This window comes from Pseudomonas sp. AM8, from assembly GCF_036346475.1.
GTDB lineage: Bacteria > Pseudomonadota > Gammaproteobacteria > Pseudomonadales > Pseudomonadaceae > Aquipseudomonas > Aquipseudomonas marginalis.
Genome location: NZ_JAOTNX010000005.1, coordinates 374,295 through 400,996, shown reverse-complemented (window position 1 = coordinate 400,996; position 26,702 = coordinate 374,295). Strand labels below are relative to the sequence as shown.

Sequence of the window (26,702 nt, the reverse complement as noted above, 5' to 3'; positions counted from 1 at the left end):
CCACCTCCTTCATCTCGCCTACACCCCACGCCGAATAAGGGGTTACCGATTTTTGTATGCCACTCGCGAGCGTTCAACCGCGCGCCCTTTATCCGCTGCTGAGTCTGTATAATCTGCCCCCGCCTCACACACTCAGGGGGCGCTGACCACGGAAGGTATTATTGGTGAAAGAATGGCGCGAAACGTTAATCGAGGCAGTGTCGGGCTGCGCGACCGAACATGAACTATTCAACAAGCTGCATACGATAACGTCCAACTTAGGTTTCGAATTCTGCTCCTACGGATTAAAAGTTCCGTTGCCCTCAAGCACTTCGCAATATGTGCTGATTTCAAACTATCCCGCCTCGTGGGAAGAGAAGTACGTCAGTGAAAACTACTTCTCCCAAGACCCCACCGTCGCCCATGGCCTGACCCGCTCCATCCCGCTGCACTGGTCCGCTGCACAACAGCAACAACACCTGGCTTTCTGGGAGGAAGCGCGTCATTACCAGCTCAACCATGGCTGGTGCCTGTCTTCGCAACGCGGCCCTAACGCGATTGGTTTACTCTCGGTGTCCCGCTCCGGTGAATACATTTCAACCACGGAGCTTGAGCACATCGAAAACAAGTTGATCTGGCTGACGCAGTTGGCACACGAATCGATGACGCGCTTCTTCTCCGAAAAATGCCTGCCAGAAATCCACCGCCCCCTGACCGCACGGGAAAAAGAAACCTTGAGATGGACGGCCCTTGGCAAAACCTATGTCGAGATCAGCATGATCCTCAGCATCGATACGCGAACGGTAAAGTTTCATCTGGTCAACGCCATGCGCAAACTCCAGGCCAGCAACAAAGCAGAAGCTGCCGTCAAAGCCTCCTTACTGGGATTACTCTTTTAGCCCTGCTGGTACTCCCGCGGCGTACAACCAAACTCGCGACGAAACACCGTATGCAGGTACTGCGCCGACTTGAACCCGCACTTGGCGGCAATATCGGCAATCGCCAGTTCGTGGCTTTCCAGGCCCTTGGCGGCGGCGGCGAGTTTGAAACGCAGGATCTCGTCATGCACGCTGCAGCCGCGCACCTTGCGAAAGTGCGCTTCCAGGGAGGAGCGCGACACGCCGACATAGGCCGCCACCTGCGCGGTCTTGATGCCCTGGCAGGCGTACTGGCGGATAAACAGCAGCGCCTGCATCACGTACGGATTACCCAAGGGTTGATGCAAGCTGGAGGCCTGCACATTGATCGCCTCCGGCGGCACCAGGACCTGCGTGCCCACGCACGGTTTGCCGTGCAGCATCTGGTGCAGCAAGGCGGCGGCCGTGCGCCCCATGGTTTCCGTGCCCTGGATCACCGAACTCAGCGGCACGCGCGTGAGGGTGCGGGTCAGGGGGTCGTTGTCGATACCGATCAATGCGACTTGCTCCGGCACGGCGATGCCGGCAGTCAGGCAGGCTTGCAGCAGTTGTCGGGCGCGGGCGTCGGTGACGGCGATGATGCCGATGGGCTTGGGCAGACTGTGCAGCCAGGCAATCTGCTGTTCCACCGCGCTGTCCCACAACGGCGCGCTGGTGCCCAGGCCGCGATACACCTCGACGTGCAGACCATCGCGTTGCAGCAGGCGGCGAAAGGCTTTTTCACGCTCCTGGGCCCAGCGATTGGCCTGGGCCTCGGGCAGGCTGAAACAGGCAAATCGGGTCAGCCCGGCCTCGATCAGGTGCTCGTACGCCAGCTTCATCAACTCATGGTTGTCGGTGGCCACGTAGGGAATGCCCTTGGGATAAGCGCGCGCGTCTTCATACGAGCCACCCACCGCCACCACCGGCAACGTGCTGTCGGCCAACGCTTCGCCGATCAGCGGGTCGTCGAAGTCGGCAATGATGCCGTCGCCCTGCCAGCGCTCGATACCGCGCAGGCGACAGAGAAAATCCTCCTCGAGGAACAAATCCCAGGACGCGCGCGTGCTGCTCAGGTAATTGCCGATGCCGGCGATGATGCCGCGGTCGTAGATTTTGCTGCCGTTAAACAACAGGGCGATGCGGTGGACGGGCGGTAGGGTTTTCATTGTTTTTATCCTGGGGCCTGTGGCAACAGACTAGCCCCCACCACTCAAAATCGCACCACCCCTTGGTGATTTTCATAATCAGCGGGCCAGGAGCCGTTGCTAGTATCCAGACACCGCCAAGAACAATAAGGAAAACGCCATGCTGTACTTCCCCGGTGTCGAGAAGGTTCGCTTCGAAGGCCCCAGCAGCGATGCCCCCCTCGCCTTTCGCCATTACGACGCCAACAAACTGGTCCTCGGCAAACCGATGCGCGAGCACCTGCGCATGGCCGCGTGTTATTGGCACACCTTCGTGTGGCCTGGCGCCGATATGTTCGGCATGGGTACCTTCAAGCGGCCGTGGCAGCGCAGTGGCGAGCCCATGGACGTGGCCATCGGCAAGGCTGAGGCGGCCTTCGAGTTTTTCTCCAAGCTGGGCATCGACTACTACAGTTTTCACGACACCGATGTGGCGCCGGAAGGCAGTTCGATCAAGGAGTACCGCAACCACTTTGCGCAGATGGTCGACCACCTGGAGCGCCATCAGGAACAGACCGGCATCAAGTTGCTGTGGGGCACCGCCAACTGCTTCAGCAACCCGCGTTTTGCCGCCGGTGCCGCCAGTAACCCGGACCCGGAGGTGTTTGCCTACGCCGCTGCCCAGGTGTTCAGCGCGATGAACGCCACGCTGCGACTCAAGGGCGCCAATTACGTGCTGTGGGGCGGCCGTGAAGGTTATGAAACCCTGCTCAACACCGATCTCAAGCGCGAGCGCGAACAGCTCGGGCGTTTTATGCGCATGGTGGTGGAGCACAAGCACAAGATCGGCTTCAAGGGCGACCTGCTGATCGAGCCCAAGCCCCAGGAGCCGACCAAGCATCAGTACGATTACGACAGCGCCACGGTGTTCGGCTTTTTGCATGAGTACGGCCTGGAGCATGAGATCAAGGTGAATATCGAGGCCAACCACGCCACCCTGGCCGGGCACAGTTTCCATCACGAGATTGCCACGGCCGTGTCGTTGGGCATTTTCGGCAGCATCGACGCCAACCGGGGCGACCCGCAGAACGGCTGGGACACCGACCAATTCCCCAACAGCGTCGAGGAGATGACCCTCGCCACCTATGAAATCCTCAAGGCCGGTGGCTTCAAGAATGGCGGCTACAATTTCGACTCCAAGGTACGCCGCCAGAGCCTGGACGAAGTCGACCTGTTCCACGGCCATGTCGCCGCCATGGATGTACTCGCCCTGTCACTGGAGCGTGCGGCGGCCATGGTGCAGAACGACCAGTTACAGCAGTTCAAGGACCAGCGCTATGCCGGCTGGCAGCAGCCGCTGGGCCAGGCCGTGCTGGCCGGTGAGTTCAGCCTGGAGTCGCTGGCCGAACATGCGTTTGCCCACGAACTGAACCCGCAGGCCGTGAGTGGTCGCCAGGAGATGCTGGAGGGGGTGGTCAACCGGTTTATTTATCGGTGACCGTGTGGCGAGCGGGTTTGTTGTGATGAGTGGGGTTGGTGTGGTGAGGGGCTTATTGTGGTGAGAGGCTTGGTGTGGTGAGGGGGGGTTATTGTGGTGAGCGGGCTTGCCCCGCGTTGGGCTGCGAAGCAGCCCCAAACCCAGGCACCTCGGTGTGTCAGCTAAAAACACATCGCCTGCAATGGGGCCGCTTCGCGCCCCGGCGCGGGGCAAGCCCGCTCACCACAACAAGCCCCCTCACCACACCAAGCCCGCTCACCACAACAAGCCCCCTCACCACACCAAGCCCGCTCACCACACCAAACCCATTCACCACGACAAGCCCATTCACCACAAAAGCCCGGCTTGCCACAACACACCGGTTAGCCACACCTACAGTGTTCGCCTAAAGTCCTCACCCAGTGTCTTTCCAACAACAATAAAAGGACGCACCACCATGAAGTCATTCAAACGTACCCTGCTCGCCACCGCCCTGGCCCTGCTCGCCCTGCCGGTGATGGCCGACTCCGCCCACCCGAAAATCGGTTTTTCCATCGACGACCTGCGTCTGGAACGCTGGTCCCGGGATCGTGACTACTTCGTCGCCGCCGCAGAAAAACTCGATGCCAAGGTCTTTGTGCAGTCCGCCGATGCCAACGAGCAGAAGCAGATTTCGCAGATCGAAAACCTGATCTCCCGGGGCGTCGATGTGATCGTGATCGTGCCGTTCAACGCCACCGTGCTGACCAACGCGGTCGCCGAAGCCAAGAAAGCCGGGATCAAGGTGGTGTCATACGACCGCCTGATTCTCAACGCGGACATCGATGCGTACATTTCCTTCGATAACGAAAAAGTCGGCGAGATGCAGGCCAACGGCGTGCTGCAAGCGGCGCCCAAGGGCAATTACTTCCTGCTCGGCGGCGCGCCCACCGACAACAACGCCAAGGTGCTGCGCGAAGGCCAGATGAAGGTGCTGCAACCGGCCATCGACAAGGGCGACATCAAGATTGTCGGCCAGCAGTGGGTCAAGGAATGGAACCCCACGGAAGCCCTGAGCATCGTCGAGAACGCCCTGACCCGCAACAGCAACAAGATCGACGCCATCGTCGCCTCCAACGACGCCACCGCAGGCGGTGCGATCCAGGCCCTGGCCGCGCAGAAGCTGGCGGGCAAGGTGCCGATCTCCGGCCAGGACGCCGACCTCGCAGCCGTCAAGCGCGTGATCGACGGTACCCAGACCATGACCGTGTACAAGCCGCTCAAGCTGATCGCCACCGAAGCCGCCAAGCTCTCGGTGCAACTGGCGCGTAACGAGAAGCCCACCTACAGCTCGCAGTACGACAATGGCAGCAAGAAAGTCGACACCATCCTGCTCACCCCGACCCCGCTGACCAAGGCCAATATCGACCTGTTGGAGAAGGACGGGTTCTATACCAAAGAGCAGATCGGCCTGTAGGCGCTGGCTTGCCAGCGAAGATCGCGAACGAAAACGCGGAAAGCCTGAATAAACGCGGTGACTTGGCGTTTTTCGCGAGCAAGCTCGCTCCTACAGTCATGTCGTCAGTCCTGTGTGTGAGCCATGGTATGTCCGACTACCTGCTGCAAATGAACGGCATCGTCAAAACCTTTGGCGGTGTCCACGCGCTGAACGGCATCGACATCAAGGTGCGGCCGGGGGAATGTGTCGGCCTGTGCGGCGAGAACGGTGCCGGTAAATCCACCCTGATGAAGGTGCTGTCGGCGGTCTACCCCCATGGCACCTGGGAGGGGGAAATCCTCTGGGACGGGCAACCGCTCAGGGCCCAGTCCATCAGCGAAACCGAGGCCGCCGGTATCGTCATCATTCACCAGGAACAGACCCTGGTGCCCGACCTGTCGGTGGCCGAGAACATCTTCATGGGCCACGAGCTGACCCTGCCCGGCGGGCGCATGAACTACCCGGCGATGCTGCACCGCGCCGAAGCGTTGATGCGCGAGCTCAAGGTGCCGGACATGAACGTCGCGCTGCCGGTGTCACAGTACGGCGGCGGCTACCAGCAACTGGTGGAAATCGCCAAGGCCCTGAACAAACAGGCGCGCCTGCTGATCCTCGACGAGCCTTCCTCGGCCCTGACCCGCTCGGAAATCGAGGTACTGCTCGACATCATCCGCGGCCTCAAGGCCAAGGGCGTGGCCTGCGTGTACATCTCCCATAAGCTCGATGAAGTGGCGGCCGTGTGCGACACCATCGCGGTGATCCGCGATGGCAAGCACATCGCGACCACGGCCATGGCCGACATGGACATCCCGCAGATCATCACGCAGATGGTCGGGCGGGAAATGAGCAACCTCTACCCAACCGAGCCCCATGCCATCGGCGAGGTGATTTTCGAAGCGCGCAACGTCACCTGCTATGACGTCGACAACCCCCAGCGCAAGCGCGTCGACGATATTTCCTTTGTGCTCAAGCGCGGCGAAATCCTCGGCATAGCCGGGCTGGTGGGCGCCGGGCGTACGGAGCTGGTGTCGGCGTTGTTCGGCGCCTACCCCGGCCGCTACAGCGCCGAGGTGTGGCTCGACGGCCAGGTGATCGACACGCGTACGCCGCTCAAATCGATCCGCGCCGGGCTGTGCATGGTGCCCGAGGACCGCAAGCGCCAGGGCATCATCCCTGACCTGGGCGTGGGCCAGAACATCACGTTGGCGGTGCTCGACACCTATGCCCACCTGACCCGCATCGATGCCGAGGCCGAACTGGGCAGCATCGACCAGCAGATCGCACGCATGCACCTTAAGACCGCCAGCCCGTTCCTGCCGATCACCAGCCTGTCCGGTGGCAATCAGCAAAAGGCTGTGCTGGCGAAAATGCTGATGACCAAGCCCAAGGTGCTGATCCTCGACGAGCCCACACGCGGGGTGGATGTGGGCGCCAAGTATGAGATCTACAAACTGATGGGCGCGCTGGCGGCAGAAGGCGTGTCGATTATCATGGTTTCCTCGGAATTGGCCGAAGTGCTCGGCGTGTCCAACCGCGTGCTGGTCATCGGCGACGGCCAGTTGCGTGGCGACTTCATCAACGAGGGGCTCACCCAGGAACAGGTGCTCGCCGCCGCGCTCAGCCAAAACAATAACAATCGGAAAACCGCGTAGATGAATCAGGTCAAACAGCTGTTCACTCGCTACAAAATGCTCGCACTGGTGATCGCCGTGGCGTTTATCTGGCTGTTTTTCAGCTGGCAGACCGAGGGCGGCTTCCTCACCCCGCGCAACCTGTCCAACCTGCTGCGGCAGATGTCGATCACCGGCATCCTGGCGTGCGGCATGGTGCTGGTGATCATCAGCGGTGAGATCGATTTGTCGGTGGGTTCGTTGCTGGGACTGTTGGGCGGGCTCGCAGCGATCCTGGATGTGGTCTATCACATTCCGCTGCTGGCCAACCTCAGCCTGGTGGCGTTGTGCGGCTTGATGATCGGTTTGGCCAACGGCTACATGACCGCTTACCTGCGCATTCCGTCGTTTATCGTTGGCCTCGGCGGCATGCTGGCGTTTCGCGGGATCCTGCTGGGGATCACCGGCGGCACCACCATCGCGCCGGTGTCGCCGTCGCTGGTGTATGTAGGCCAGGGGTATTTGCCGCATTCGGTGGGGGTTGGCCTTGGGGTCTTGCTGTTTGCCCTGACTCTGTTTTTGACCTGGAGACAACGGCGCAACCGCGCGCTGCATGGCTTGGCACCGCACGCCCTGATGCGCGATGTGCTGCGCGTGGGGGTGATCGGCGCGGTGCTCGCCGGGTTTGTCACCACCCTCAACAGCTACGACGGCATCCCCGTACCGGTGCTGCTGTTGCTGGTGCTGCTCGGCGTGTTCAGCTACGTCACCAGCCAGACCGTGTTCGGCCGCCGCGTCTACGCGGTGGGCAGCAACATGGAAGCCACGCGCCTGTCAGGCATCAACGTGCAGGCGGTGAAACTGTGGATCTTCGGCATCATGGGCGTGATGTGCGCCCTCGCCGGCCTGGTCAATACTGCGCGTCTCGCGGCGGGCTCACCGTCAGCGGGCAATATGGGCGAGTTGGATGCCATCGCTGCGTGCTTTATTGGGGGTACGTCGATGCGCGGCGGCTCGGGCACGGTGTATGGCGCTTTGCTCGGGGCATTGGTGATTACCAGCCTGGATAACGGCATGTCGATGCTGGACGTGGACAGTTACTGGCAGATGATTGTGAAGGGCAGCATCCTGGTGTTGGCGGTGTGGGTGGATGTGAGTACGCGCACGGGTCGGCGCTGACTGCCTCACTTCCCGAGCAACACGGCCCCATCCCCCAGCCGCCCCAACTGATCCCCCGGATTGCGCAACGGGCAATCATCCAGGGACAGGCATCCACAGCCGATACAGCCATCGAGTTGGTCGCGCAGTTGAGTGAGGCTGTTGATACGCTCACTCAACAGGTCGCGCCAGCGTGTGGAGAGTTGGGTCCAGTCCTTGGCCGTCAATGGCCGTCCTGAAGGCAGTTCGTCCAACGCGTCCTTGATAGTCGCCAACGGAATGCCCGCGCGCTGCGCGACCTTGATCACCGCAATTCGGCGCAGTACGTCACGCTGATAACGACGCTGATTGCCCGCGCTGCGTTGTGCGTGAATCAACCCCTTGGCTTCGTAGAAATGCACCGTGGCCACGGTCACGCCGCTGCGGCGGGCCAATTCGCCCACGCCGAGGGGGATGCGCACATCGATTTTCGCTTCCATCCAGCTCTTGACCTCATCTAAACATGAGGTTTTATAAAGGGTGTCGGCTTGCCTTGGCAAGCCTTCAGTCCTTTGAATCGGAGCCTGCATGGACACACCTCAACCCTCCCCCTCCAACTGGGCCGCGCTGTTGTCCGGTGCCAACGGCGTACGTTCGCTCGCACTGGCAGGCGGCGTGGTGCTGCATGCGATCAACGTGTACATCGCCACCACGATTCTGCCGTCAGTGGTCCAGGACATCGGCGGCATCGACTACTACGCATGGAACACCACGTTATTTGTCGCCGCCTCGATCCTCGGCTCGGCATTGTCGGCGCGCCTGCTTGGCAGCCTCGGGCCGCGTGCGGCGTACCTGGTCGCCAGCCTGGTGTTCGCCGGCGGGGCCTTGGCCTGTGCGTTTGCGCCGTCCATGCCGGTGATGCTCGTGGGGCGGTTGGTGCAGGGATTGGGCGGTGGGTTCTTGTTCGCGCTGTCCTACGCGATGATTCGGTTGGTGTTCGATGAAAGCCTGTGGCCGCGCGCGATGGCGTTGGTGTCGGGGATGTGGGGCGTGGCGACGCTGGTCGGGCCAGCGGTGGGCGGAGTGTTTGCCGAGCTGGGCATATGGCGCGCGGCGTTCTGGTCGTTGATTCCGGTGGCCGGGTTATTCGCGGTGCTGGCGGCGGCGGTCCTGCCCAAGCGCAGCACCGATAGCGTTGAGCCGACACCGCTGCCTCTCGCCCAACTGGTGCTGCTGACGGCGGCGGTACTGGCGGTGTCGGCCGGCAGTGTCTCGTCCACCCTGCCCCTGAACCTGCTGGGGCTGGCCGTGGCTGCGGTGTTCACCGCGCTGCTGATCGTCACGGAAAGCCGCGCCCGCCATCGACTGTTGCCCGCCGGAGCGTTTCGGATCACCACGGCACTCGGCGCGCTGTACGCGACGATGTCATTGCTGGCGGTGGCCGTGACCAGTGGCGAAATCTTCGTGCCGTTGTTTCTTCAAGTCCTGCACCACCAGTCGCCGCTGGTGGCCGGTTATCTGGCGGCATTGATGGCGGCTGGCTGGACGCTGGGGTCAATCGCCAGCGCGGGTGTGACGGGCAGCAACATTCGACGAGCGATCCTGGCCGGGCCGATCCTGGGCGTGGTGGGCATGGTGGCGCTGGCCATCTTGATGCCCGTCGAAAGCAACGGCAGCGGGCAGACGCTCACACCGATCTGCCTGGCGCTTATCCTGATTGGGTTGGGCGTGGGGCTGGCTTGGCCGCACTTGCTGACCCGGGTGTTCCAGGTGGCGCCGGCCGGTGAGCAGGACCTTGCCAGCGCGTCGATTACCACCGTGCAGCTGTTCGCTACCGCGTTTGGCGCGGCACTGGCGGGGATGGTCGCGAACGTCGCCGGCCTCACTGAGCCCGGCGGTGTCGAAGGCACCGCGAGCGCGGCGGTGTGGTTGTTTGGCGTGTTTGCACTGGCGCCTGTGGTGGGTGTTCTGATTGCCAGGCGGGTGGTTCGCATGATCGGTCAGTACCATGCCAAGCTCACCAATACCCCTGCCTGAGCACATTTGACTGCATTCCAAGGTTGGATCGAGGTGCTCAGTGCTATTCAAACGCCTGGCGATTCTCAGGCGTGATCAACTTGAACGGCACCCAGACCACCGCCGACTCCAGCACCTCGCCGCGTACCAGGCGCAGTGCGGTGTCCACTGCGCCGCCGGCCTGGCCGGCGGCATCCTGGAACACGCTGACCGCCATCTTGCCCTCAGCCATCAATTTCAAGCCGTCCGGTGTGCCGTCGATGCCGCCGACCCAGTAGTCCTTGGCCTGCTTGCCGGCCTTTTCCAGCCCCATGATCGCGCCGATCGCCATTTCATCGTTATTGGCCGCGATGATCGAAAAATCGACGCCCTGCTTGACCCAGTCAATGACAATCGTGGCGGCCTGGCTACGCTCCCAGTTACCGACTTTTTTCTGTACGACTTTCATATCGGGGTATTTGGCGACGACTTTTTCCACGTCCTCGGTGCGCATCAAGGAGGACGCGTTGGCGGGGTCGCCCACCAGAATCACCACGTTGCCCTTGTAACCGGCGCGGCGCGCCAGCTCTTCCATCTGCAACGTACCCGACTCCAACTCGTTGGAGCCGACAAACGCGGTCTGCGCCGGCCACGTTTGCGGGTTCGGATTGCGGTTGACGAACACCAGCGGGATCTTTGCATCCGAGGCCAGCTGCATCATCTGCGCCGCACTTTTGCCGTCGACCATCGCGACGATGATCGCATCCACCTTGGAATTGACCAGGTTGCGGAATTGGCGCATCTGCAGATCGACGCTGTCCTGCCCGTTCTCCATAAAGATGTCGGCGTTCATGACGCTGGCCTGTTGCTGCACCCCGTTGCGCAGCAGGGTCTGGAAGTTATCGTCGTACTTTGCCATGCCCACACCCAGCAAGGGCGTGGCGGCCTGGGCCGGGCCCGGAATGAACAGCGTCGCCCCCAAGGCGAGGATTAACCATGCTTTCATGTTCTGACTCCCGCGGCTCAAACGCTGAAATGATGGAGCAGCTCGCGCTGCACCTTGGCCATGTCCGACAGCTCGTGGCTGCTGATGGCGGACTGCTCGGCGCCGTCTGCCGTCTGCTGGGCCGAATCGTTGATCTGGATGACCATCCGACTGGTTTCCTGCACCGTGGCGCTCTGCTCCTCGGTGGCGGCGGCGATCTGAATATTCATGTCGCGGATACTGTCGACCGAGTCGCTCATCGACAGCAGCAAGTCACCCGCGCCCGAGGCCAGGGACACGCACTGGGTGGACTGCGCCTGGCTTTCGTTCATCACGTGCACCACCGAGTGAATCTTTTCCTGCATGAGCCCGATCATGTCCTGGATTTCGCTGGTCGAGGTCTGGGTACGGCTGGCCAGGGAGCGCACTTCATCGGCCACCACCGCAAAACCGCGTCCCTGCTCGCCAGCACGGGCCGCTTCGATGGCCGCATTCAGGGCGAGCAGGTTGGTCTGTTCGGCAATGGTGCGAATGGCGACAACAATGCCCTCGATATTCTGCCCGTACTTCTGCAACTCATCGGTCACCTGCGTGGCCTTGTTCACCTGGTCGGCCTGCTGGCGGATGTTGACGATGGTCTCGGCCACACGCGCCTGCACCTTGTGCGTGAGTTCACTCGTGTCGTCCACGGCCTGGCGGGTGTCCTGCGCACGCCTGGCCACCTCTTCGACCGTGCTTTCCATCTGCGTCATGGCCGAGGCGGCCGATTGCAAGCGGTCCTTCTGCTCATCCACCACACGGGTGGTCTGCTCGCTGTTCAAGGCGTTGCTGCCCGCGGTAACGGCCAGCGCATCGGCAGAGCTGATCAATTCACGGAAGGTTTTGCGCAGGGCCGTGGTCAGTTCGTTCAGGTAACCGCCCAACTCACCGAACTCGTCTTTACGGCTGACGTCGAAACTAACCCGCATGTCCCCCGCCGTGAGCGTCTTGAGGACTTCACGAAACGCCGCCAGCGGACGCCGCAGGCTGAAGGCGACCCAGGTACCAATCGCCACCGCCGCCAGCACCGCCAGCACACACGCGATCAACAGCAAGCTGCGGCTGGTGCCGATGGTCGCATTGGCCGACTGGCTGGCCTGGTTGGCGACCTCCAGGGACTGGCTGCCGAACTCGCCAATCCTGTCCAGGGTGGCTTTCAGCGCCGCGTCAACCGCACTGCGTTGCTGCTGCACCTGCGCGGCCAGTTTTGCCTCCACCTGATAAGCCTGGAACAGGCCGTCAGGGGCGGTCAGGTCACTCAGCAGGCGATTGACCATGACGCCGGCAATCCGCCCGACCCTGGGGTCAATCGCCGCCAGGGCCTGGGCCCGGGTGCTGATCACTTCGTCCTGCAGATTGAGCACACGCTGTAATTTATCAATGGCCGGCGTGACGGTATGAGCCGCGAAGCCATCGTAGGATTTGTTGACTTCCAACAGCAGCTTTTCCGCTGCGGCCACCTGTTGCGGTTCGCCGACACTGCGTGCATGGGCAATGTAATCGCGCAGATAGCTGGTCAACTGTATCGCCTGTGCACTGCTGTAGCCTTGCAGTTGCCGCGTCAGCGCCAACTGCTGCACGTGTTGCACGTGGGACGCCATCAACGCCTGCGCCTGCTCGGCGTAGGCTGCGACCTGTTGGCGCTGCTGCGCCAGGTTCGCGCGCAGCGCCTCATGCTCGCCCGTATAGGCAACGGTGCTGTCGAGCAATTGATTGAACTGGGCGATGCTCTCGGTGAACGGTCGCTTGCCGTCCTCGATCTGCTTGGGGTCGGTGCTGATCTGAAGGGCCAGCAACGCCTGGTTGGCGCGCAGGATATACACGTACAGCTCACTGGCGGCCCGGCTCAAGGGTGCCGACTCGCCGGTGATAATGTTCAAGCGACTGCTGATGGACTGGGTGTTCTGATAACTGATCCCCGCCATGACTAGCAGTAACAGCACCAACACCGCAAACCCGCCGATCACACGCTGCAATATGGTCATGGCCACCCCTTTTGATTTTTATTCGTTGACCTGAGCGACGACCAGGCGTGCACCTACGAGCTCGGGATCACTCGTGGTGCTAGTGCCTGTATCGGCCAGGTGGGCGAGGACTTGAGCCTTGAAGGCAGGCTGAAATGCGGTCAAAAAAAGTGGGAGGGGGCAAGCCCCCTCCCACCTACCTGATGAATTCAGGCTGGGTTTTGCACTGCGGTCACTGGCTCAACACCACATCCCGCATCGCCGGAATGTAGCCATAGTCATAAGCCTCCTGCACAAACGAACGATCGCCCTTCAACACGATCCTGACCGTCGGCGCTTCGGTGCCGCCGATGCGGTAGTCATCGCCGGTGGTGGGCACGCTGTCGATAAACGACGTCACCAGGCCGTTGGGCATCACACAGTGGGAATACGTCTGGAACGGCTGCGACGGCGGATTGCCGAGGACCAGCCCGGACGCGTTCATCGGCGTATAGGGCCCGAACAGATGATCGCTGACAAACCCATAGACGCCATCCGGCCCCGTCACGCCATCGGCATAGGTGAACTTGTGGCTGATGGTGAACAGGTAGTACTTGTTGTCCTGGAACACATAGTGCGGCCGTTCGGTCTGGTCGTTCACGCCGACGGCCGTGACCAGGGGCGGCAGGATTTCCCATTCGTCACCGTTGAGGTCCTTGGCCACGGCGATGCCGATGCAGCCCACCTGGTAGCGGGCACCGCCCACGTCCTCGTGCCCCGGCGGCACCAGGCCCAGCTCGTTCGGGCCCACTTCGTGAGTGCCGCGCTCACCGGCGACATTGCCTTCGAACACCATGTACAACTTGCCATCGACGGGATCGATAAAGGGGCTGGGATCGCGAAAGTTCCAGGTCGCATTCTGCGCTTCGGTTTGATAATAGGTGCCGTCGGCGTCGAACAACGACTTGACCTGATCAAAGCCCTGGAGGGTGACACCGGTGTCGGACGTAATGACCTGGCCCCGGACCTTGGCAATCGTGGCGCCCGGCGTGACGCAGGTGTAGTACAGGTCGATGTCACCGTTGTTATTCAACAGAATCGGCGTGCCCGCCCATTCACGGGTGGTCGGCGAAACCCCTTCGGCCATGACACGGCCGCCGAAGATCCAGTCCTTGCCGGTGCGCGAATACCAGTAGCAGATCCGCGCATGACCATGACGGTCTTCCCAATCGCGCTTGATGTCGTAACGGCCATCGGCATTGATGAATTGTGGATCATGGGGGCGACGGTCGGCGGTCAGGGTGAAGATCACCGACCAGCCATCCACCGATACCACCGTGCCATCGAGTTCACGCAAGGGCATGGTGTCCCAGATAAAGACCGTGTCACTCATGACAGGAAAGTCAGGACTCACTAACGGCTGTGTCGTCGTCGGGTCATTTTCATTAACTTTCAGCGCATCGGCCCGTGTCCAGCGAGTGGGTGCGTGATTCGCATGTTTCATGATGATGTCCTTTTGCTGACGCTTAAGTGACAAGCGAAGATTAAATAGCACCTGACAGCCAGCAACTTAATACTGACTGAAAGAGCAAGAGATAGTTGGCTCTGCAAGTGCGCACCAAGGTTTAACATGGGCACTTGCTTATCGCAACATGAAGAATTATTTATATTACAAAGGCCATCACTGTGTTTATATCCTTGATATAAATACAGTGGCACTTGCAATAAATGACAGCTCAGTAGAAAGCTAGCTACTCAACTACCGAATACCAGCGCCGCAGCCTGGGCACCGGCATTCTTCTGGGTGAAGTCCTTGGCTTGCGCCGCAGTCTTCAAGGTATAGGCGTAGTTGGAACTGGCCGTCCATTGTGCTTTGGGCGACTTCTGGTTGGTGATCGGCGGCACACTGTTTGTATCCGTGAACGTCCCGGTGCCTTTGTCATCCAACATGCCTTTGTTTTGGCTGCCCTCGCCAAAATAGTTACTTTCAGACAGGATATTGGCGTTCTGCGCCAGGGTAAAACCGAGGTGGAAGTTATTGATGTAGTTGTTATACACATGGAAATAACCATAGCGCATCAAGCCGGGTGCGCGCACTTCCATATTGTCGAAGCGGTTATGGCACAACGTCAGGCGCGGATAACCGTTGAACTCTGCCTTATTATCATCCGCTGGGTGACCGAAGATCAGCCCGTACTTGTGGCTGCCAAAGAAGCAGTTGCTGATGGTGGCATAATCGGCTTTTTCACCGATATACAGCAGTTTATCTTCACTGCCGTCAGTGGTGGACCAGCTGTGACCGACAAACGAGCAATGGTCAATCCAGTACTTGCTGCCGTAGTTCAGGTAGACCTGAATATCGTCATTGGCCTTAATGCTCGCCGAATGCTTGAAGATAATATTCTGCAGAATAATGTTCTGCGACTGCGCGGTTGCACGCAGGTGAATATTCTCCAACGTGCGGTTCTGGAACGAACCGATCAGGGTCTTGTTGGCGCCCAAGTTGACTTTGGTCAGGCTCGACGCCGAGATATTACTGTTGATCACCAATACCCGTGGGGTGGTGTCGCCAATATTGGCCTTGAGTTGATCCAGGGTGGTGATACTGACCACAGGACCGGACCAGCCGCCTGTGACTTTTGCCGCGAGGGCGAAACCGGTCAAGCCGGTGAGTTTGCTTTCTGGATAGGACATGAGTTCCCTCTCTATCAATCAAACGGCTCGGTATAACGAGCCTGTGCATTAAGTTAATCCATTAACTTGCACACAGTGTTTGGCGTGGCTGATGTTGCCATCCTGGTTGATCAGCGCTTAAACACTGTGTTTATGTACAGTATTCGTCATTCGCCTGGCCGTCAACCCTCAAGTGAAAAACAACCAAAAGTGGGAGGGGGCTTGCCCTAATGCTGATCAGTTGAGAGATAGAACGGGCAAACAGTAACCAGTGGCGAGCGGGCTTGCTGTGGTGAGCGGGCTTGTCCCGCTCACCACAGCAAGCCCGCTCACCACAGTTACAGTGTTTTTCCTTAACTGACTGGCAAGCCCCCTCCCACAGGGTTCCGCTGTGTTCTTTTGGCCGTTATTTGGACACCGGCATCGCAAACTCCGCGCCCTGCTCGATGCTCTCCGACCAGCGCTGCATGATCGATTTCTGCTTGGTGTAGAAGCGCACACCCTCAGTGCCGTAGGCATGCATGTCGCCGAACAGGCTCTTCTTCCAGCCACCAAACCCGTGCCAGGCCATCGGCACCGGGATCGGCACGTTGATACCGACCATGCCCACTTCGATACGCCGGGCAAACTCGCGGGCAATGTTGCCGTCGCGGGTAAAGCAGCTGACGCCGTTGCCGAATTCGTGGTCGTTGACCAGCTTCACCGCCTCGGCGAAGTCATTCACGCGCACGCAGGCCAGTACCGGGCCGAAGATTTCTTCGCGGTAGATGCTCATCTCCTGGGTCACGTGGTCGAACAGGGTCGCGCCGAGCCAGAAGCCGTTTTCCAGGCCAGCCTCGGTGGGTACATAGTCACGTCCGTCGAGCAGCAGTTGCGCGCCGGCCTGCACGCCTTGCTCGATGTAGCCGCTGATGCGCTCCAGTGCGGCACGGGACACAATCGGGCCCATCTCGGCCTTGAGGTCGCGGCCGTCGGTGATGCGCAGGTGCCTGGCGCGTTCGGTCAGGGCGGCGATGACCTTGTCACCGACATCGCCGACCAGCACCGCTACGGAAATGGCCATGCAGCGTTCGCCGGCACTGCCGTAGGCGGCGCCCATCAAGGCATCGACGGTTTTTTCGATATCCGCGTCGGGCATCACCACCATATGGTTCTTCGCGCCGCCCAGGCCTTGCACACGCTTGCCGTTGCGCGCACCGGTTTCGTAGATGTACTGCGCAATCGGCGTGGAGCCTACGAAGCTCACAGCCTTGACGTCCGGATGCGCGATCAGCGCGTCCACCGATTCCTTGTCGCCCTGCACCACGTTGAACACGCCTTTGGGCAGGCCGGCTTCACGCAGCAGTTCAGCCATGAACAGCGAAGCACTTGGATCGGTCGGGCTTGGCTTGAGGATGAAGGTGTTGCCCGCCGCGATGGCGATCGGGTACATCCACATCGGCACCATCACCGGGAAGTTGAACGGCGTGACGCCGGCCACGACCCCCAGCGGCTGGCGCATCGTCCAGTTGTCCATGCCACGGGAGACCTGGTCGGAATGCTCGCCCTTGAGCAGGTTGGGGATGCCGCAGGCGAATTCGAGAATGTCGATGCCACGGTCGACTTCGCCCTGGGCATCGGTGAAGACCTTGCCGTGTTCGGCGACGATGATGCGCGCCAGGTCGTCCTTGCGCTCACGCAGCAGGTGCAGGTATTCGAACAGCACGCGGGCACGGCGGATGGGCGGGGTGTCGGCCCAACCGGCAAAAGCGGCCTGGGCAGCGGCGACGGCTTCCGACACGGTCTGGCTGCTGGCCAGGGCAACGCGGCCGGTGATTTCGCCGGTGGCCGGGTTGTAGACGTCCTGATAGCGATCATCGCGGCTGACGCGCTGGTCGTTGATGTAGTGCTCGATGGTTGCAGTCATGGCAGTAGATCCCAGGTGGGTTGCGTTGGGACACACGATAGGCTTTCGGTTTGTTCCAAACTAGAGCAGAATCAAGAACTGATTGTCCTCACAAGCGAACAATAAACCCATGGAAAAATCCGAGATCGAAGGGCTGTGGACCCACATTCACTGGCTCTCAGTGCTGGAGGAACACGGCACCTACACCGCCGCCGCCGCGCGCCTGGGGGTGAGTAAATCCGCGGTCAGCCAGCGCATTTCCGACCTCGAGAAAGCCACCGGCACACGGCTGGTGACCCGCACCACGCGCAGCGTGCGCTTGACCGATGCCGGGTTGTCGCTGACCCGTGAAGTGCGCGGTGCCTATGAGCAAATCGCGCGCAGCTTCTCGTCGGTGCGCGATTCCGCCGGGGAGATTCGTGGCCTGGTGCGCTTGACCGCTCCCGTGGCATTCGCCCGACAACAGCTGGTGCCGCACTTGGCGGAATTCCTGCAGCAGTACCCGCAGGTGCGTATCCAGCTGGATGTGTCGGATGCCCTGAGTTCGCTGGCGGCCGAAGGCTACGACCTCGCTGTGCGCCACGGCTTCCAGGTGCCGGAAACCCATGTGGCGTGGAAACTGTGCGACACCGGTTCGGTGCTGGTCGCCAGCCGCGATTACCTGCAACGCCACGGCGAACCCCGCGAACCCGGCGACCTGTCGGCGCACAACTGCCTGTTCTACCCGCGCGGCACCGACCAGCCCGCATGGACCTTCGAGCGCGGCAGCAAAAAGGTCGAACGCCTCACCGTGCCTATCGCCGGCAGCTTCGCCACCAACAACAGCGAAGCCCTGCGTGATTCGGCGCTCAACCACCTGGGCATCGCCCTGCTCCCGGACTTCAGCGCCCACGCTGCGCTGGCCAGCGGCAAGCTGGTACAGGTGCTCAAGGGCTGGACACTCAAGGGCGCGTTTGCCGATGAGATCTACCTGATTCGGCCGTATTCGCCCCATGTGCCGAAGTCGGTGAGTGCGTTGGTGGGGTATTTGAAGGAAAAGTTATCGACGGGATTCCGCTTCGAGGGCTGAGGTTTTTAGCTTGCCCAACGGAACTAAAAGTCCATAATGGACAAATAAGTTCAGATATCGGAGATATCCATGTCCAGCGCGCCCCATGTAATCAACCAGGCCCAGGCCCGTGAACTGCTCGCCCAAGTCGATGTACCGCAGATCCTGCACACGCTGTTTCGCGCCCTGGCCGCCGGGCACGCGGTGCAACCGGCGCAGCAATTAGTGGCGTTCCCCCACGACGCCGGCGATTTCATCAATTACCTGGGCGTGCTGGCTGAAGAGGGGGTGTACGGGGTCAAGACCTCGCCGTATATCGTGCGCGAGCAAGGGCCGCTGGTGACGGCCTGGACGCTGTTGATGTCGATGCAAACCGGCGAGCCCCTGTTGCTGTGCGATGCCGCCGAGTTGACCACCGCGCGCACCGCCGCGACCACTGCGCTGGCGGTGGAGGCGCTGGCCCCGCAGGTGGCACGGCGCCTGGCGATCATCGGCAGCGGCAAGGTGGCCCAGGCGCATCTGCACTACGTGAAAAACCTGCGGGACTGGCAGAACATCAGTGTGTTTTCGCCCAGCCTGGCCACTGCCAATACCGACGCCATCAAACGCCTGGATCCACGCTTGAGCGTCGCCGACAGCTGCGATGCGGCGGTGGCCGACGCCGATGTGATCCTGCTGTGCACCTCATCGGCCGGCCCGGTGATCGACCCGTCGCGCTTGAGCAAGCCGGCGCTGATCACCTCGATCAGCACCAACGCCCCGCGTGCCCATGAAGTGCCGCCCCAGAGCCTCAACGCCATGCAGGTGTTCTGCGACTATCGCCAGACCACCCCCGGCTCGGCCGGCGAAATGTTGATTGCCGCTGAACAGCACGGCTGGGACAAGAACGCGATCGTCGGCGACCTGCCCGAACTGCTCAGTGAGCAGGTACAGCGCCCGGCCTATGACCGCCACGTATTTTTCCGTTCCATCGGCCTGGGCCTGGAAGACATCGCCCTGGCCAATGCCCTCTGGAGACTGTTATGAGCCATGCCGACTTCATCATCATCGGCGGCGGCATTGCCGGCGCGTCCACGGGTTTCTGGTTGTCGCCCCATGGCAAGGTGCTGGTGCTGGAGCGTGAATCCCACCCGGCCTATCACTCCACCGGACGCTCGGCGGCGCTCTACACGGCGGCGTATGGCACCCCGCAGGTGCGGGCGTTGACCCTGGCCAGCCGCGCGTTTTTCGATAACCCGCCGCCGGGTTTCTGCGAGCACCCGCTGCTGACGCCACGCGGCGAAATGACTGTGGACTTCAACGGTGACGCCGCCGAATTGCAGGCCCAGTACCTGAGCGCCAAGGCCACGGTGCCCCAGGTCGAACGGCTCACGGCGGATGAAGCCTGCGCGCGCCTGCCGATCCTGCGCCGGGAAAAAGTCCATGGCGCGCTGTATGACCCGACCGCCAGCGACATCGACACCGACGCCCTGCACCAGGGCTATTTGCGCGGTATCCGACGCAATCAGGGCGAAGTGCGTACCGACAGCCATGTACTCGGCTTGAGCCGTGACAGCGCAGGCCTCTGGCACGTAAACACCCAGGACGGGACCTACACCGCGCCGATCATTATCAACGCCGCTGGCGCCTGGGCCGATCATATCGGCGGGCTGGCGGGCGCCGCGTCCATCGGCCTGCAACCCAAGCGGCGCTCGGCATTTATCTTCACCGGCCCCGAAGGCGTGGACAGCCACGCCTGGCCGATGCTGGTGGCCCTCGACGAAGCCTTCTACATGAAACCCGACGCCGGCATGTTCCTCGGCTCGCCGGCCAATGCCGACCCGGTGGAGCCCCAGGATGTACAGCCCGAAGAGCTGGACATCGCCATGGGCATCTATCAGATAGAAGAAGCCACCACCCTGACTATCCGCCGCCCGACGCGCACCTGGGCCGGCCTGCGCAGTTTTGTGCACGATGGTGATTTGCTCAGCGGCTTCGACCCACAGGTACCCGGCCTGTTCTGGGTGGCGGCGCAAGGCGGTTATGGGATCCAGACATCGCCCGCCATGGGCCAGGCCAGTGCAGCGCTGGTGCGCGGTGAAGCGTTGCCGGAACCACTGACACGGTTCGGCCTCGACGCTGGTATGCTCTCCCTCGCCCGCCTGGAGCCCCATTGATGAACAGCGCCGAACACGAAAAAGTCCTGCAGAATTTCCGTGCGATTGCCGACGCAATCGCCACGTTGTTCTTCCCCCACGCTGAAGTGGTGCTGCATGACCTGCGCACGCAAAAAGTCGATTACATCGCCAATAACCTGTCCAAACGGGGCATTGGCGACGATTCGGCGCTGGAGGACATGCTCAGCGCCGACGTCAGCGACGTGAATATCGGCCCCTACGAAAAGCTCAATTGGGATGGCCAGAAAATCCGCAGCCTGAGCACCGTGCTGCATGACCACACAGGTCGCCGGCTGGCAGTGCTGTGCATCAACCTGAATATCTCACTGTTCGAAAACGCCAAGGCGGCGCTGGACCTGTTCCTGTCGCCGAGCAAGCTGATCCCGCAACCGGACTCGCTGTTTCGCGATGACTGGCAGGAGCGCATCAACACATTCCTGCATGCCTGGATGCGCGAGCGCCAGCTGAGCCTGAACCTGCTCACCCGTGACCACAAGCGTGAGCTGGTACTGGCGCTGCATGCCGAAGGCGCGTTCAAGGGCAAAAGCGCCTCGAACTACGTGGCCAACGTTCTGGGCATGGGCCGGGCTACGGTCTACAAGCATTTGAAGGAGCTCAGGGGCTGATCAAATGTGGGAGGGCTTGCCTCAATGCCAGTCAGTTAAGGCTTTTTGTAGGAGCGAGCTTGCTCGCGAAAAACTCGCAGGCGCCGCGTTCATTCAGGAAGCACGCGTTATCGTTGACGTTTTTCGCGAGCAAGCTCGCTCCTACAGGAGGCGATGTACGCTTAACTGACTGGCATTAGGGCTTGCCCTCTCCCACCACATTTTTCCCGCGTATGACGCTCAATCGCCGTAGATGTCAGCCTTGAAGTACTGCTGTGAAATCTTCTGGTATTCCCCACTGGCACGAATGCCGTCGATGGCGCTGTTCAGTTCGCTGACCAGCGCGGTATTGCCCTTGCGCACCGCGATCCCGGCGCCCTCGCCCACGTATTTCGGGTCCTTGAGTTCCGGGCCGACAAACCCGTAGCCCTTGCCCCGAGGCATCTGCAAAAAGTCATTCAAGGGAATGGTGTCGGCAAAGATTGCATCCAGCCGGCCTGCCGCCAGGTCCATGTAGATCTCTTCGTTATTGCTGTAGCGCTTGACGTTGATGCCCTTGGGTTCGAACACCTCGGTGGCGTAACGGTCGGTGGTGGTGGCGCGCTGCACACCCACGGTCTTGCCCTTGAGGCTGGCGTACTGGTCATCCACCACGGCACCGTCCCTCATCACCAGGCGCGAGGAGGTGAAGTAGTACTTGTGGGAGAAATCCACCGACTTCTTGCGATCGTCATTGATGGTCATGGACGACAAGGCCATGTCGATTTTCTTCACTTTGAGGGAAGGAATCAGGCCGTCGAATTCACCTTCGACCCACACACACTTGACCTTCATCTGCGCACACAGCGCATTGCCGATGTCGTAGTCGAAGCCGACGATCTTGCCCTCTTCGGTCTTGGACGCAAACGGTGGGTAAGCCGCTTCGATGCCGATACGCAGGGTTTTCTCGGCGGCCAGCAGGTGGCTGGAGGCGATCAGGCCCAAGGCCAGGGCGGTGATGAGGGGGAGTTTCTTCATGGTCGTGTCTCGCGAGTTGTTATTGGTTTTGGCAAGCGTGAAGAAAAAGCTGGAGCGGGTTCTTTTGTACTTATAATTCCATACTGGACTTTTACGTATAACCCGTCAATCACCACTCGCCAGCCCTTATCACCCATGACTTTTTTGCACAACGCTCCGGTGTTTTTGAGCGTTTTGCTCTTATTTATGCGTGCCTATACTCGGTCCAGCCTCTCGGTGCACCCGAAGGGCCAGTCCCCACAACAATAATTAAGGACACCGACCATGACCCAGTCCTTCCTGGCTGCCCGGGATTTTCTGCTCGCGCACCGTACCGACTACGCCACCGCCGCCCGTGACTTTCGTTGGCCGCAACTGGACGCCTTCAACTGGGCCCTGGACTACTTCGATGCCATGGCCGAGGGCAATGCCGCCGACGCGCTGTGGATCGTCGAAGAGGACGGCAGCGAGCAGCGCTACAGCTTCCAGCAACTGGCCGCGCGCTCCAACCAGGTCGCTAACCACCTGCGCGCCCTCGGTGTTCGGCGTGGCGAGCGCGTGCTGCTGATGCTCGGCAACGATGTGGCGCTGTGGGAAACCATGCTGGCGGCCTTCAAGCTCGGCGCGGTGGTGATCCCCGCCACCGCCCTGCTCAACCCCATTGACCTGCACGACCGCATCGAGCGGGGCCAGGTCCGCCACCTGGTGGTCGGCGCGGCGCATGTCGGCAAGTTCGAGGGCCTGGGCGAAGGTTGCAGCCGCGTATGCGTGGGAGCGGCGCCGACTGGCTGGGTCGCGCACAGCGCCGCCTTTGAATACCCCGAGCGGTTCGAGGCCGAGGGCCGTACCTTGGCCACGGACCCGATGCTGCTGTATTTCACCTCCGGCACCACCTCAAAACCGAAGATGGTGCTGCACAGCCACCAGAGCTATCCGGTCGGCCATCTGTCGACCCTGTACTGGATCGGCCTGCAACCCGGCGACCTGCACCTGAACATCTCCTCGCCGGGCTGGGCCAAGCATGCCTGGAGCTGCCTGTTCGCACCGTGGAATGCCGGCGCCTGCATCTTTATCCATAACGTCGCGCGCTTCAGTGCCCAGGCGTTGCTCGGCGCGCTGGAGAAGTACCGGGTAACCAGCCTGTGCGCCCCGCCCACGGTGTGGCGCATGCTGATCCAGGAAGACCTGGCCAGCTACAAATCGCGCCTGAACCTGCGCGAACTGGTGGGCGCCGGTGAACCGCTGAACCCGGAGATCATCGAGCAGATCCAACAGGCCTGGGGCCTGCCGCTGCGCGACGGCTTCGGCCAGTCGGAAACCACCGCCCTGGTCGGCAATACGCCGGGCCAGGTGCTCAAGCCAGGCTCCATGGGCCGCCCGTTGCCGGGCTACCAGGTGGCCCTGCTGGACGCCGACGGCGTACCGGGCACCGAGGGTGAAGTCGCCCTGCCCCTTGAGGTGCGCCCACTGGGCCTGATGCTCTGCTACGAAGACAGCCCGGAGAAAACCGCCGAGGTGATGCGCGACGGCTACTACCGCACCGGCGACACCGCGCAGATCGACGCCGACGGCTACATCACCTTTGTCGGGCGCGCCGACGACGTGTTCAAGGCCTCCGACTACCGCATCAGCCCCTTCGAGCTGGAAAGCGCGCTGATCGAACACCCGGCGGTGATGGAAGTGGCCGTGGTGCCCAGCCCCGATCCGTTGCGCCTGGCGGTGCCCAAGGCGTTCCTGATCCTGGCCCATGACGCCCCGGGCAGCGCCGAACTGGCCGCGCACATCCTCGCCTTCGCCCGCGAGCATCTGGCGCCCTACAAGCGGGTGCGGCGGATCGAGTTTGTCAGCGAGTTGCCCAAGACCATTTCCGGCAAAATCCGCCGGGTGGAGTTGCGGCAGATGGAGGTGGTGCGGCGCCAGAGCGACACACGGGGTGAACAGGAGCACTTCGAAGAAGATTTCAGCTAAAAAAAGCCCGGTGACGCAAGTCACCGGGCAAAACGAAGCGACCAGCTTCAGAAACGCGGTTTGACGGTCTTCCAATCCGGTTGATAGCGCTGCATCTGCTTCACGTCGTCGCGCTGGCGAATGCCGCATCTGAGGTATTGGTCATGCAGCTTGCCCAGTTGATCAGGGTCCAGTTCCAGGCCCAGCCCCGGTGCGCGGGTGATCTTCACGCAGCCGTCGACAATCGGCAGTTTGCCGCCCTTGATCACTTCTTCGTCCGGTTCTTGCCAGGGGTAGTGGGTGTCGCAGGCGTAGTCGAGGTTGGGCACCGACGCGGCCACGTGGGCCATGGCCATCAGGCTGATGCCCAGGTGTGAGTTGGAGTGCATCGACACGCCCAGGCCAAAAGTCTGGCACATCTTCGCCAATACCTGGGTGTCGCGCAGGCCGCCCCAGTAGTGATGGTCGGCGAGTACGATCTGCACGCTGTTCAGGGCCACGCTGCGGCGGAACTCGTCAAAATCGGTGACCACCATGTTGGTCGCCAGGGGCAAGCCGGTGCGTGTGTGCAACTCGGCCATGCCTTCCAGGCCGGGGGTGGGGTCTTCGTAATACTGCAGGTCGTCGCCGAGCAGTTCGGCCATGCGGATCGAGGTTTCCAGGGACCAATTGCCATTCGGGTCGATGCGCAGCGGCACGCCGGGGAAGGCTTTTTTCAGGGCCTTGATGCACGCCACTTCATGCTCAGGGTCCAGCGCACCGGCCTTGAGCTTGATGCTTTTGAAGCCATAGGTGTCGATCATCCGCCGCGCCTGGGCGACGATCTGTACTTCGTTGAGGGCTTCGCCCCAACTGTCGGGTTTATAGGGCGAGTCGATGTGCTCGGCGTACTTGAAGAACAGGTAGGCGCTGAACGGGATCTGGTCGCGGATCGCGCCGCCCAGCAGGTCCACCAGCGGCACATTCAGTGAGTGCGCCTGCAGGTCGAGAAACGCCACCTCAAACGCCGAATAGGCATTGCTCACTGCCTTGCTCGCATGGGAACCGGGGGCCAGTTCGGCGCCGGCAATGCTCGCGGGTTTGTGCGCCGCCACGGTGGCCTGCACGATGGCGCGCAGTTGGTTGAGGTTGAACGGATCAAGGCCGATCAGTTGATCCTTGACCTGTTGCTGGATCGCCAGCGCCGGGGCATCGCCGTAGCTTTCGCCAAGGCCGATGTAGCCGGTGTCGCTCTCGATTTCGATGATCGAGCGCAGCGCGAAGGCTTCGTGGATACCGCTGGCGTTGAGCAGCGGCGGGTCGCGAAACGCGATGGGGGTGACGGTAACGCGGACGATTTTCAAGAGGCGGCTCCCTGTGGGCCTGGACGCAAGGCATGATGATGAGTCGGTTTGGAGGTGGGCGGCACACCGGGCCGTGGTGCGGTGCGCGCAAAAAACACCACCACCGCGGCCACCAGCGAGGTCGCGGCCAGGCCGTACAGCCCGCCTTCAATCGAACCGGTGGTCTGCTCCAGCAGGCCGAAGGTGGTGGGGGCAACAAAACCGCCGAGGTTGCCGACCGAATTGATCAAGGCAATCACCGCCGCGGCGATGCGCGCATCCAGGTAACCCTGGGGGATCGGCCAGAACAGCGCGGAAGCGGCCTTGAAGCCAATCGCGGCAAAACAGATGGCGACAAACGCAAACACCGGCCCGCCAGTGGTGGACATGAACATGCCGACGGCGGCGATCACCAGCATCAGCGCCACCCACGCCTGCTGGTGTTTCCACTTGCTCGCCAGGGCGGCGAACCCATACATGGCGACGATGGAAATCAACCACGGGATCGAGTTGAACAACCCCACCTGGAAGTCGCCCAGGTTGCCCATTTTCTTGATCATGCTCGGCAACCAGAACGTGGCGCCGTAGATGGTCAGGGCGATGGAAAAGTAGATAAAGCAGAACAGCGCGATCTGCTTGTCGGCCAGCAGCTTGAACATCGACGGCCGCACGCTCTGGGTGGCTTCGCGGGCCGTTTGCTCAAGCGCGATGGCCGTCACCAGCGCGTGTTTTTCTTCGTCGCTGAGCCACTTGGCCTGATGGGGGTGGGACTGCAACCAGAACCACACAAACCCGCACAACAGGATGGAGGCAAAACCCTCGATCAGGAACATCCACTGCCAGCCATGCAGGCTCAAGCCGCTGACGTTGAGCAACGCCCCCGACACCGGCCCGGAAATCACCGAGGCGATGGCCGAACCGCTGAGGAAAATCGCCATCGCCTTGCCGCGCTCGGCGGCCGGCAACCATTGGGTGAAGTAGTAGATGATGCCGGGGAAAAAACCGGCTTCGGCCGCGCCGAGCACGAAGCGCAGGATATAAAAGCTGGTTTCGCCTTGGACAAAGGCCATGGCCATCGCAGCCGCGCCCCAGGTGAACATGATGCGCGTCAACCAGGCCCGTGCGCCGTAGCGCTGCAGCAGCAGATTGGACGGCACTTCGAAGATCGCGTAACCGATGAAGAACAGCCCGGCACCCAAGCCATAGGCGGCGGCGCCAATGCCCAGGTCGGTCTCCATATGGCTGCGCACAAAGCCGATATTGACCCGGTCGATGTAATTGACGATGAACATCACCACGAACAACGGCAGTACATGGCGCTTGACCTTGGCGGCTGCGCGGGCGAGCACGCTCGGGTCGGGCGGATTCTGGACGGTATCCAAGGGCAACTCCCAATCATTGTTTT

The 26,702-nt window shown here is 61.4% G+C and carries 21 protein-coding genes and 1 pseudogene; 11 read left to right on the top strand and 11 right to left on the bottom strand.

Annotated elements, in window-relative coordinates; genetic code table 11:
• The first annotated feature begins 164 nt into the window (after window positions 1-164).
• Window positions 165-878 carry an autoinducer binding domain-containing protein gene (locus V3W40_RS15535; protein ID WP_330215290.1) on the top strand — a complete coding sequence of 238 codons (714 nt, stop codon included), beginning with the start codon at window positions 165-167 and terminating at the stop codon, window positions 876-878.
• Here the strand turns inward: V3W40_RS15535 and V3W40_RS15530 are convergent.
• Window positions 875-2,044: a XylR family transcriptional regulator gene (locus tag V3W40_RS15530; RefSeq protein ID WP_137213126.1), complete on the bottom strand. Its 1,170-nt coding sequence runs from the start codon at window positions 2,042-2,044 to the stop codon at window positions 875-877. The two genes, V3W40_RS15535 and V3W40_RS15530, sit on opposite strands and share 4 nt — an antisense overlap.
• Window positions 2,045-2,183: 139 nt before the next feature.
• Between V3W40_RS15530 and xylA the strand changes: the two genes are divergently transcribed.
• The 4 genes from xylA (at window position 2,184) to V3W40_RS15510 (ending at window position 7,745) form a co-directional block, all read left to right on the top strand.
• Window positions 2,184-3,500, top strand: a complete 1,317-nt coding sequence (gene xylA / locus V3W40_RS15525; protein ID WP_330215289.1) for a xylose isomerase — start codon at window positions 2,184-2,186, stop codon at window positions 3,498-3,500.
• Window positions 3,501-3,936: 436 nt separating this feature from the next.
• Window positions 3,937-4,935, top strand: a complete 999-nt coding sequence (xylF, locus tag V3W40_RS15520; protein ID WP_065926258.1) for a D-xylose ABC transporter substrate-binding protein — start codon at window positions 3,937-3,939, stop codon at window positions 4,933-4,935.
• Between the two features lie 128 nt (window positions 4,936-5,063).
• Window positions 5,064-6,608 (top strand): D-xylose ABC transporter ATP-binding protein, encoded by a 1,545-nt coding sequence (xylG, locus tag V3W40_RS15515; RefSeq protein ID WP_330215288.1) that lies wholly within the window; start codon window positions 5,064-5,066, stop codon window positions 6,606-6,608.
• Window positions 6,609-7,745, top strand: coding sequence for a sugar ABC transporter permease (locus V3W40_RS15510; protein WP_027603558.1), 1,137 nt, complete (start codon window positions 6,609-6,611; stop codon window positions 7,743-7,745).
• A gap of 5 nt (window positions 7,746-7,750) precedes the next feature.
• On the opposite strand, the gene soxR is transcribed toward V3W40_RS15510, so the two are convergent.
• Window positions 7,751-8,203: a redox-sensitive transcriptional activator SoxR gene (soxR, locus tag V3W40_RS15505; protein ID WP_065926256.1), complete on the bottom strand. Its 453-nt coding sequence runs from the start codon at window positions 8,201-8,203 to the stop codon at window positions 7,751-7,753.
• A gap of 88 nt (window positions 8,204-8,291) precedes the next feature.
• Between soxR and V3W40_RS15500 the strand changes: the two genes are divergently transcribed.
• Window positions 8,292-9,740, top strand: coding sequence for an MFS transporter (locus tag V3W40_RS15500; protein WP_330215287.1), 1,449 nt, complete (start codon window positions 8,292-8,294; stop codon window positions 9,738-9,740).
• A gap of 43 nt (window positions 9,741-9,783) precedes the next feature.
• Here V3W40_RS15500 and V3W40_RS15495 read toward each other — a convergent pair whose 3' ends face one another.
• The 6 genes and pseudogenes from V3W40_RS15495 to V3W40_RS15475 form a co-directional block, all read right to left on the bottom strand.
• Window positions 9,784-10,704: a substrate-binding domain-containing protein gene (locus tag V3W40_RS15495; RefSeq protein WP_330215286.1), complete on the bottom strand. Its 921-nt coding sequence runs from the start codon at window positions 10,702-10,704 to the stop codon at window positions 9,784-9,786.
• 17 nt (window positions 10,705-10,721) lie between these two features.
• The gene (locus tag V3W40_RS34740; protein WP_370671265.1) at window positions 10,722-11,477 is read right to left on the bottom strand and encodes a methyl-accepting chemotaxis protein; all 756 of its coding nucleotides are present in this window, start codon (window positions 11,475-11,477) and stop codon (window positions 10,722-10,724) included.
• A 102-nt stretch (window positions 11,478-11,579) separates the two neighbouring features.
• Window positions 11,580-11,999, bottom strand: a pseudogene (locus V3W40_RS34735) (HAMP domain-containing protein); the annotation flags it as partial.
• A 919-nt stretch (window positions 12,000-12,918) separates the two neighbouring features.
• On the bottom strand, window positions 12,919-14,169 hold the full coding sequence (locus V3W40_RS15485) for a glycoside hydrolase family 68 protein (protein ID WP_065926252.1): 1,251 nt from the start codon (window positions 14,167-14,169) through the stop codon (window positions 12,919-12,921).
• A gap of 251 nt (window positions 14,170-14,420) precedes the next feature.
• Complete coding sequence (locus V3W40_RS15480; protein WP_053139574.1) at window positions 14,421-15,359, bottom strand: pectate lyase family protein; 939 nt, start codon at window positions 15,357-15,359, stop codon at window positions 14,421-14,423.
• Between the two features lie 385 nt (window positions 15,360-15,744).
• Window positions 15,745-17,244 (bottom strand): CoA-acylating methylmalonate-semialdehyde dehydrogenase, encoded by a 1,500-nt coding sequence (locus V3W40_RS15475; RefSeq protein ID WP_253489041.1) that lies wholly within the window; start codon window positions 17,242-17,244, stop codon window positions 15,745-15,747.
• Window positions 17,245-17,353: 109 nt separating this feature from the next.
• On the opposite strand from V3W40_RS15475, the gene V3W40_RS15470 reads away from it, so the two are divergent.
• The 4 genes from V3W40_RS15470 to V3W40_RS15455 all read left to right on the top strand — a co-directional run bounded on the left by V3W40_RS15470 (window position 17,354) and on the right by V3W40_RS15455 (window position 21,053).
• Window positions 17,354-18,292, top strand: coding sequence for a LysR family transcriptional regulator (locus V3W40_RS15470; protein WP_065924410.1), 939 nt, complete (start codon window positions 17,354-17,356; stop codon window positions 18,290-18,292).
• 69 nt (window positions 18,293-18,361) lie between these two features.
• Window positions 18,362-19,297 (top strand): ornithine cyclodeaminase family protein, encoded by a 936-nt coding sequence (locus V3W40_RS15465; RefSeq protein WP_330215284.1) that lies wholly within the window; start codon window positions 18,362-18,364, stop codon window positions 19,295-19,297.
• A complete protein-coding gene (locus V3W40_RS15460) occupies window positions 19,294-20,427 on the top strand; it encodes an NAD(P)/FAD-dependent oxidoreductase (protein ID WP_330215283.1) in 1,134 nt (377 codons plus the stop codon). The genes V3W40_RS15465 and V3W40_RS15460 overlap by 4 nt, the downstream gene beginning before the upstream one ends.
• Window positions 20,427-21,053 carry a helix-turn-helix transcriptional regulator gene (locus V3W40_RS15455; protein ID WP_065924413.1) on the top strand — a complete coding sequence of 209 codons (627 nt, stop codon included), beginning with the start codon at window positions 20,427-20,429 and terminating at the stop codon, window positions 21,051-21,053. The genes V3W40_RS15460 and V3W40_RS15455 overlap by 1 nt, the downstream gene beginning before the upstream one ends.
• Window positions 21,054-21,272: 219 nt before the next feature.
• Here V3W40_RS15455 and V3W40_RS15450 read toward each other — a convergent pair whose 3' ends face one another.
• Window positions 21,273-22,049: an ABC transporter substrate-binding protein gene (locus V3W40_RS15450; RefSeq protein ID WP_065924414.1), complete on the bottom strand. Its 777-nt coding sequence runs from the start codon at window positions 22,047-22,049 to the stop codon at window positions 21,273-21,275.
• 264 nt (window positions 22,050-22,313) lie between these two features.
• Here V3W40_RS15450 and V3W40_RS15445 point away from each other — a divergent pair, with 264 nt between their 5' ends.
• Window positions 22,314-23,996: an AMP-binding protein gene (locus V3W40_RS15445; RefSeq protein ID WP_330215282.1), complete on the top strand. Its 1,683-nt coding sequence runs from the start codon at window positions 22,314-22,316 to the stop codon at window positions 23,994-23,996.
• Window positions 23,997-24,043: 47 nt separating this feature from the next.
• On the opposite strand, the gene V3W40_RS15440 is transcribed toward V3W40_RS15445, so the two are convergent.
• Both V3W40_RS15440 and V3W40_RS15435 read right to left on the bottom strand, forming a co-directional pair.
• Window positions 24,044-25,318, bottom strand: coding sequence for a glucarate dehydratase family protein (locus tag V3W40_RS15440; RefSeq protein ID WP_330215281.1), 1,275 nt, complete (start codon window positions 25,316-25,318; stop codon window positions 24,044-24,046).
• The gene (locus V3W40_RS15435; protein WP_065924419.1) at window positions 25,315-26,679 is read right to left on the bottom strand and encodes an MFS transporter; all 1,365 of its coding nucleotides are present in this window, start codon (window positions 26,677-26,679) and stop codon (window positions 25,315-25,317) included. The genes V3W40_RS15440 and V3W40_RS15435 overlap by 4 nt, the downstream gene beginning before the upstream one ends.
• Window positions 26,680-26,702 lie beyond the last annotated feature (23 nt).

What these genes read in the sequence shown, in the direction of transcription:
- soxR (WP_065926256.1), bottom strand. Translation starts at nt 8,203, where the DNA reads ATGGAAGCGAAAATCGATGTGCGCATCCCCCTCGGCGTGGGCGAATTG.
- V3W40_RS15465 (WP_330215284.1), top strand. Translation starts at nt 18,362, where the DNA reads ATGTCCAGCGCGCCCCATGTAATCAACCAGGCCCAGGCCCGTGAACTG.
- V3W40_RS15455 (WP_065924413.1), top strand. Translation starts at nt 20,427, where the DNA reads ATGAACAGCGCCGAACACGAAAAAGTCCTGCAGAATTTCCGTGCGATT.
- V3W40_RS15495 (WP_330215286.1), bottom strand. Translation starts at nt 10,704, where the DNA reads ATGAAAGCATGGTTAATCCTCGCCTTGGGGGCGACGCTGTTCATTCCG.
- xylF (WP_065926258.1), top strand. Translation starts at nt 3,937, where the DNA reads ATGAAGTCATTCAAACGTACCCTGCTCGCCACCGCCCTGGCCCTGCTC.
- V3W40_RS15470 (WP_065924410.1), top strand. Translation starts at nt 17,354, where the DNA reads ATGGAAAAATCCGAGATCGAAGGGCTGTGGACCCACATTCACTGGCTC.
- V3W40_RS15530 (WP_137213126.1), bottom strand. Translation starts at nt 2,044, where the DNA reads ATGAAAACCCTACCGCCCGTCCACCGCATCGCCCTGTTGTTTAACGGC.
- V3W40_RS15460 (WP_330215283.1), top strand. Translation starts at nt 19,294, where the DNA reads ATGAGCCATGCCGACTTCATCATCATCGGCGGCGGCATTGCCGGCGCG.
- V3W40_RS15500 (WP_330215287.1), top strand. Translation starts at nt 8,292, where the DNA reads ATGGACACACCTCAACCCTCCCCCTCCAACTGGGCCGCGCTGTTGTCC.
- V3W40_RS15475 (WP_253489041.1), bottom strand. Translation starts at nt 17,244, where the DNA reads ATGACTGCAACCATCGAGCACTACATCAACGACCAGCGCGTCAGCCGC.
- xylG (WP_330215288.1), top strand. Translation starts at nt 5,064, where the DNA reads ATGTCCGACTACCTGCTGCAAATGAACGGCATCGTCAAAACCTTTGGC.
- xylA (WP_330215289.1), top strand. Translation starts at nt 2,184, where the DNA reads ATGCTGTACTTCCCCGGTGTCGAGAAGGTTCGCTTCGAAGGCCCCAGC.
- V3W40_RS15445 (WP_330215282.1), top strand. Translation starts at nt 22,314, where the DNA reads ATGACCCAGTCCTTCCTGGCTGCCCGGGATTTTCTGCTCGCGCACCGT.
- V3W40_RS15450 (WP_065924414.1), bottom strand. Translation starts at nt 22,049, where the DNA reads ATGAAGAAACTCCCCCTCATCACCGCCCTGGCCTTGGGCCTGATCGCC.
- V3W40_RS15510 (WP_027603558.1), top strand. Translation starts at nt 6,609, where the DNA reads ATGAATCAGGTCAAACAGCTGTTCACTCGCTACAAAATGCTCGCACTG.
- V3W40_RS15485 (WP_065926252.1), bottom strand. Translation starts at nt 14,169, where the DNA reads ATGAAACATGCGAATCACGCACCCACTCGCTGGACACGGGCCGATGCG.
- V3W40_RS15480 (WP_053139574.1), bottom strand. Translation starts at nt 15,359, where the DNA reads ATGTCCTATCCAGAAAGCAAACTCACCGGCTTGACCGGTTTCGCCCTC.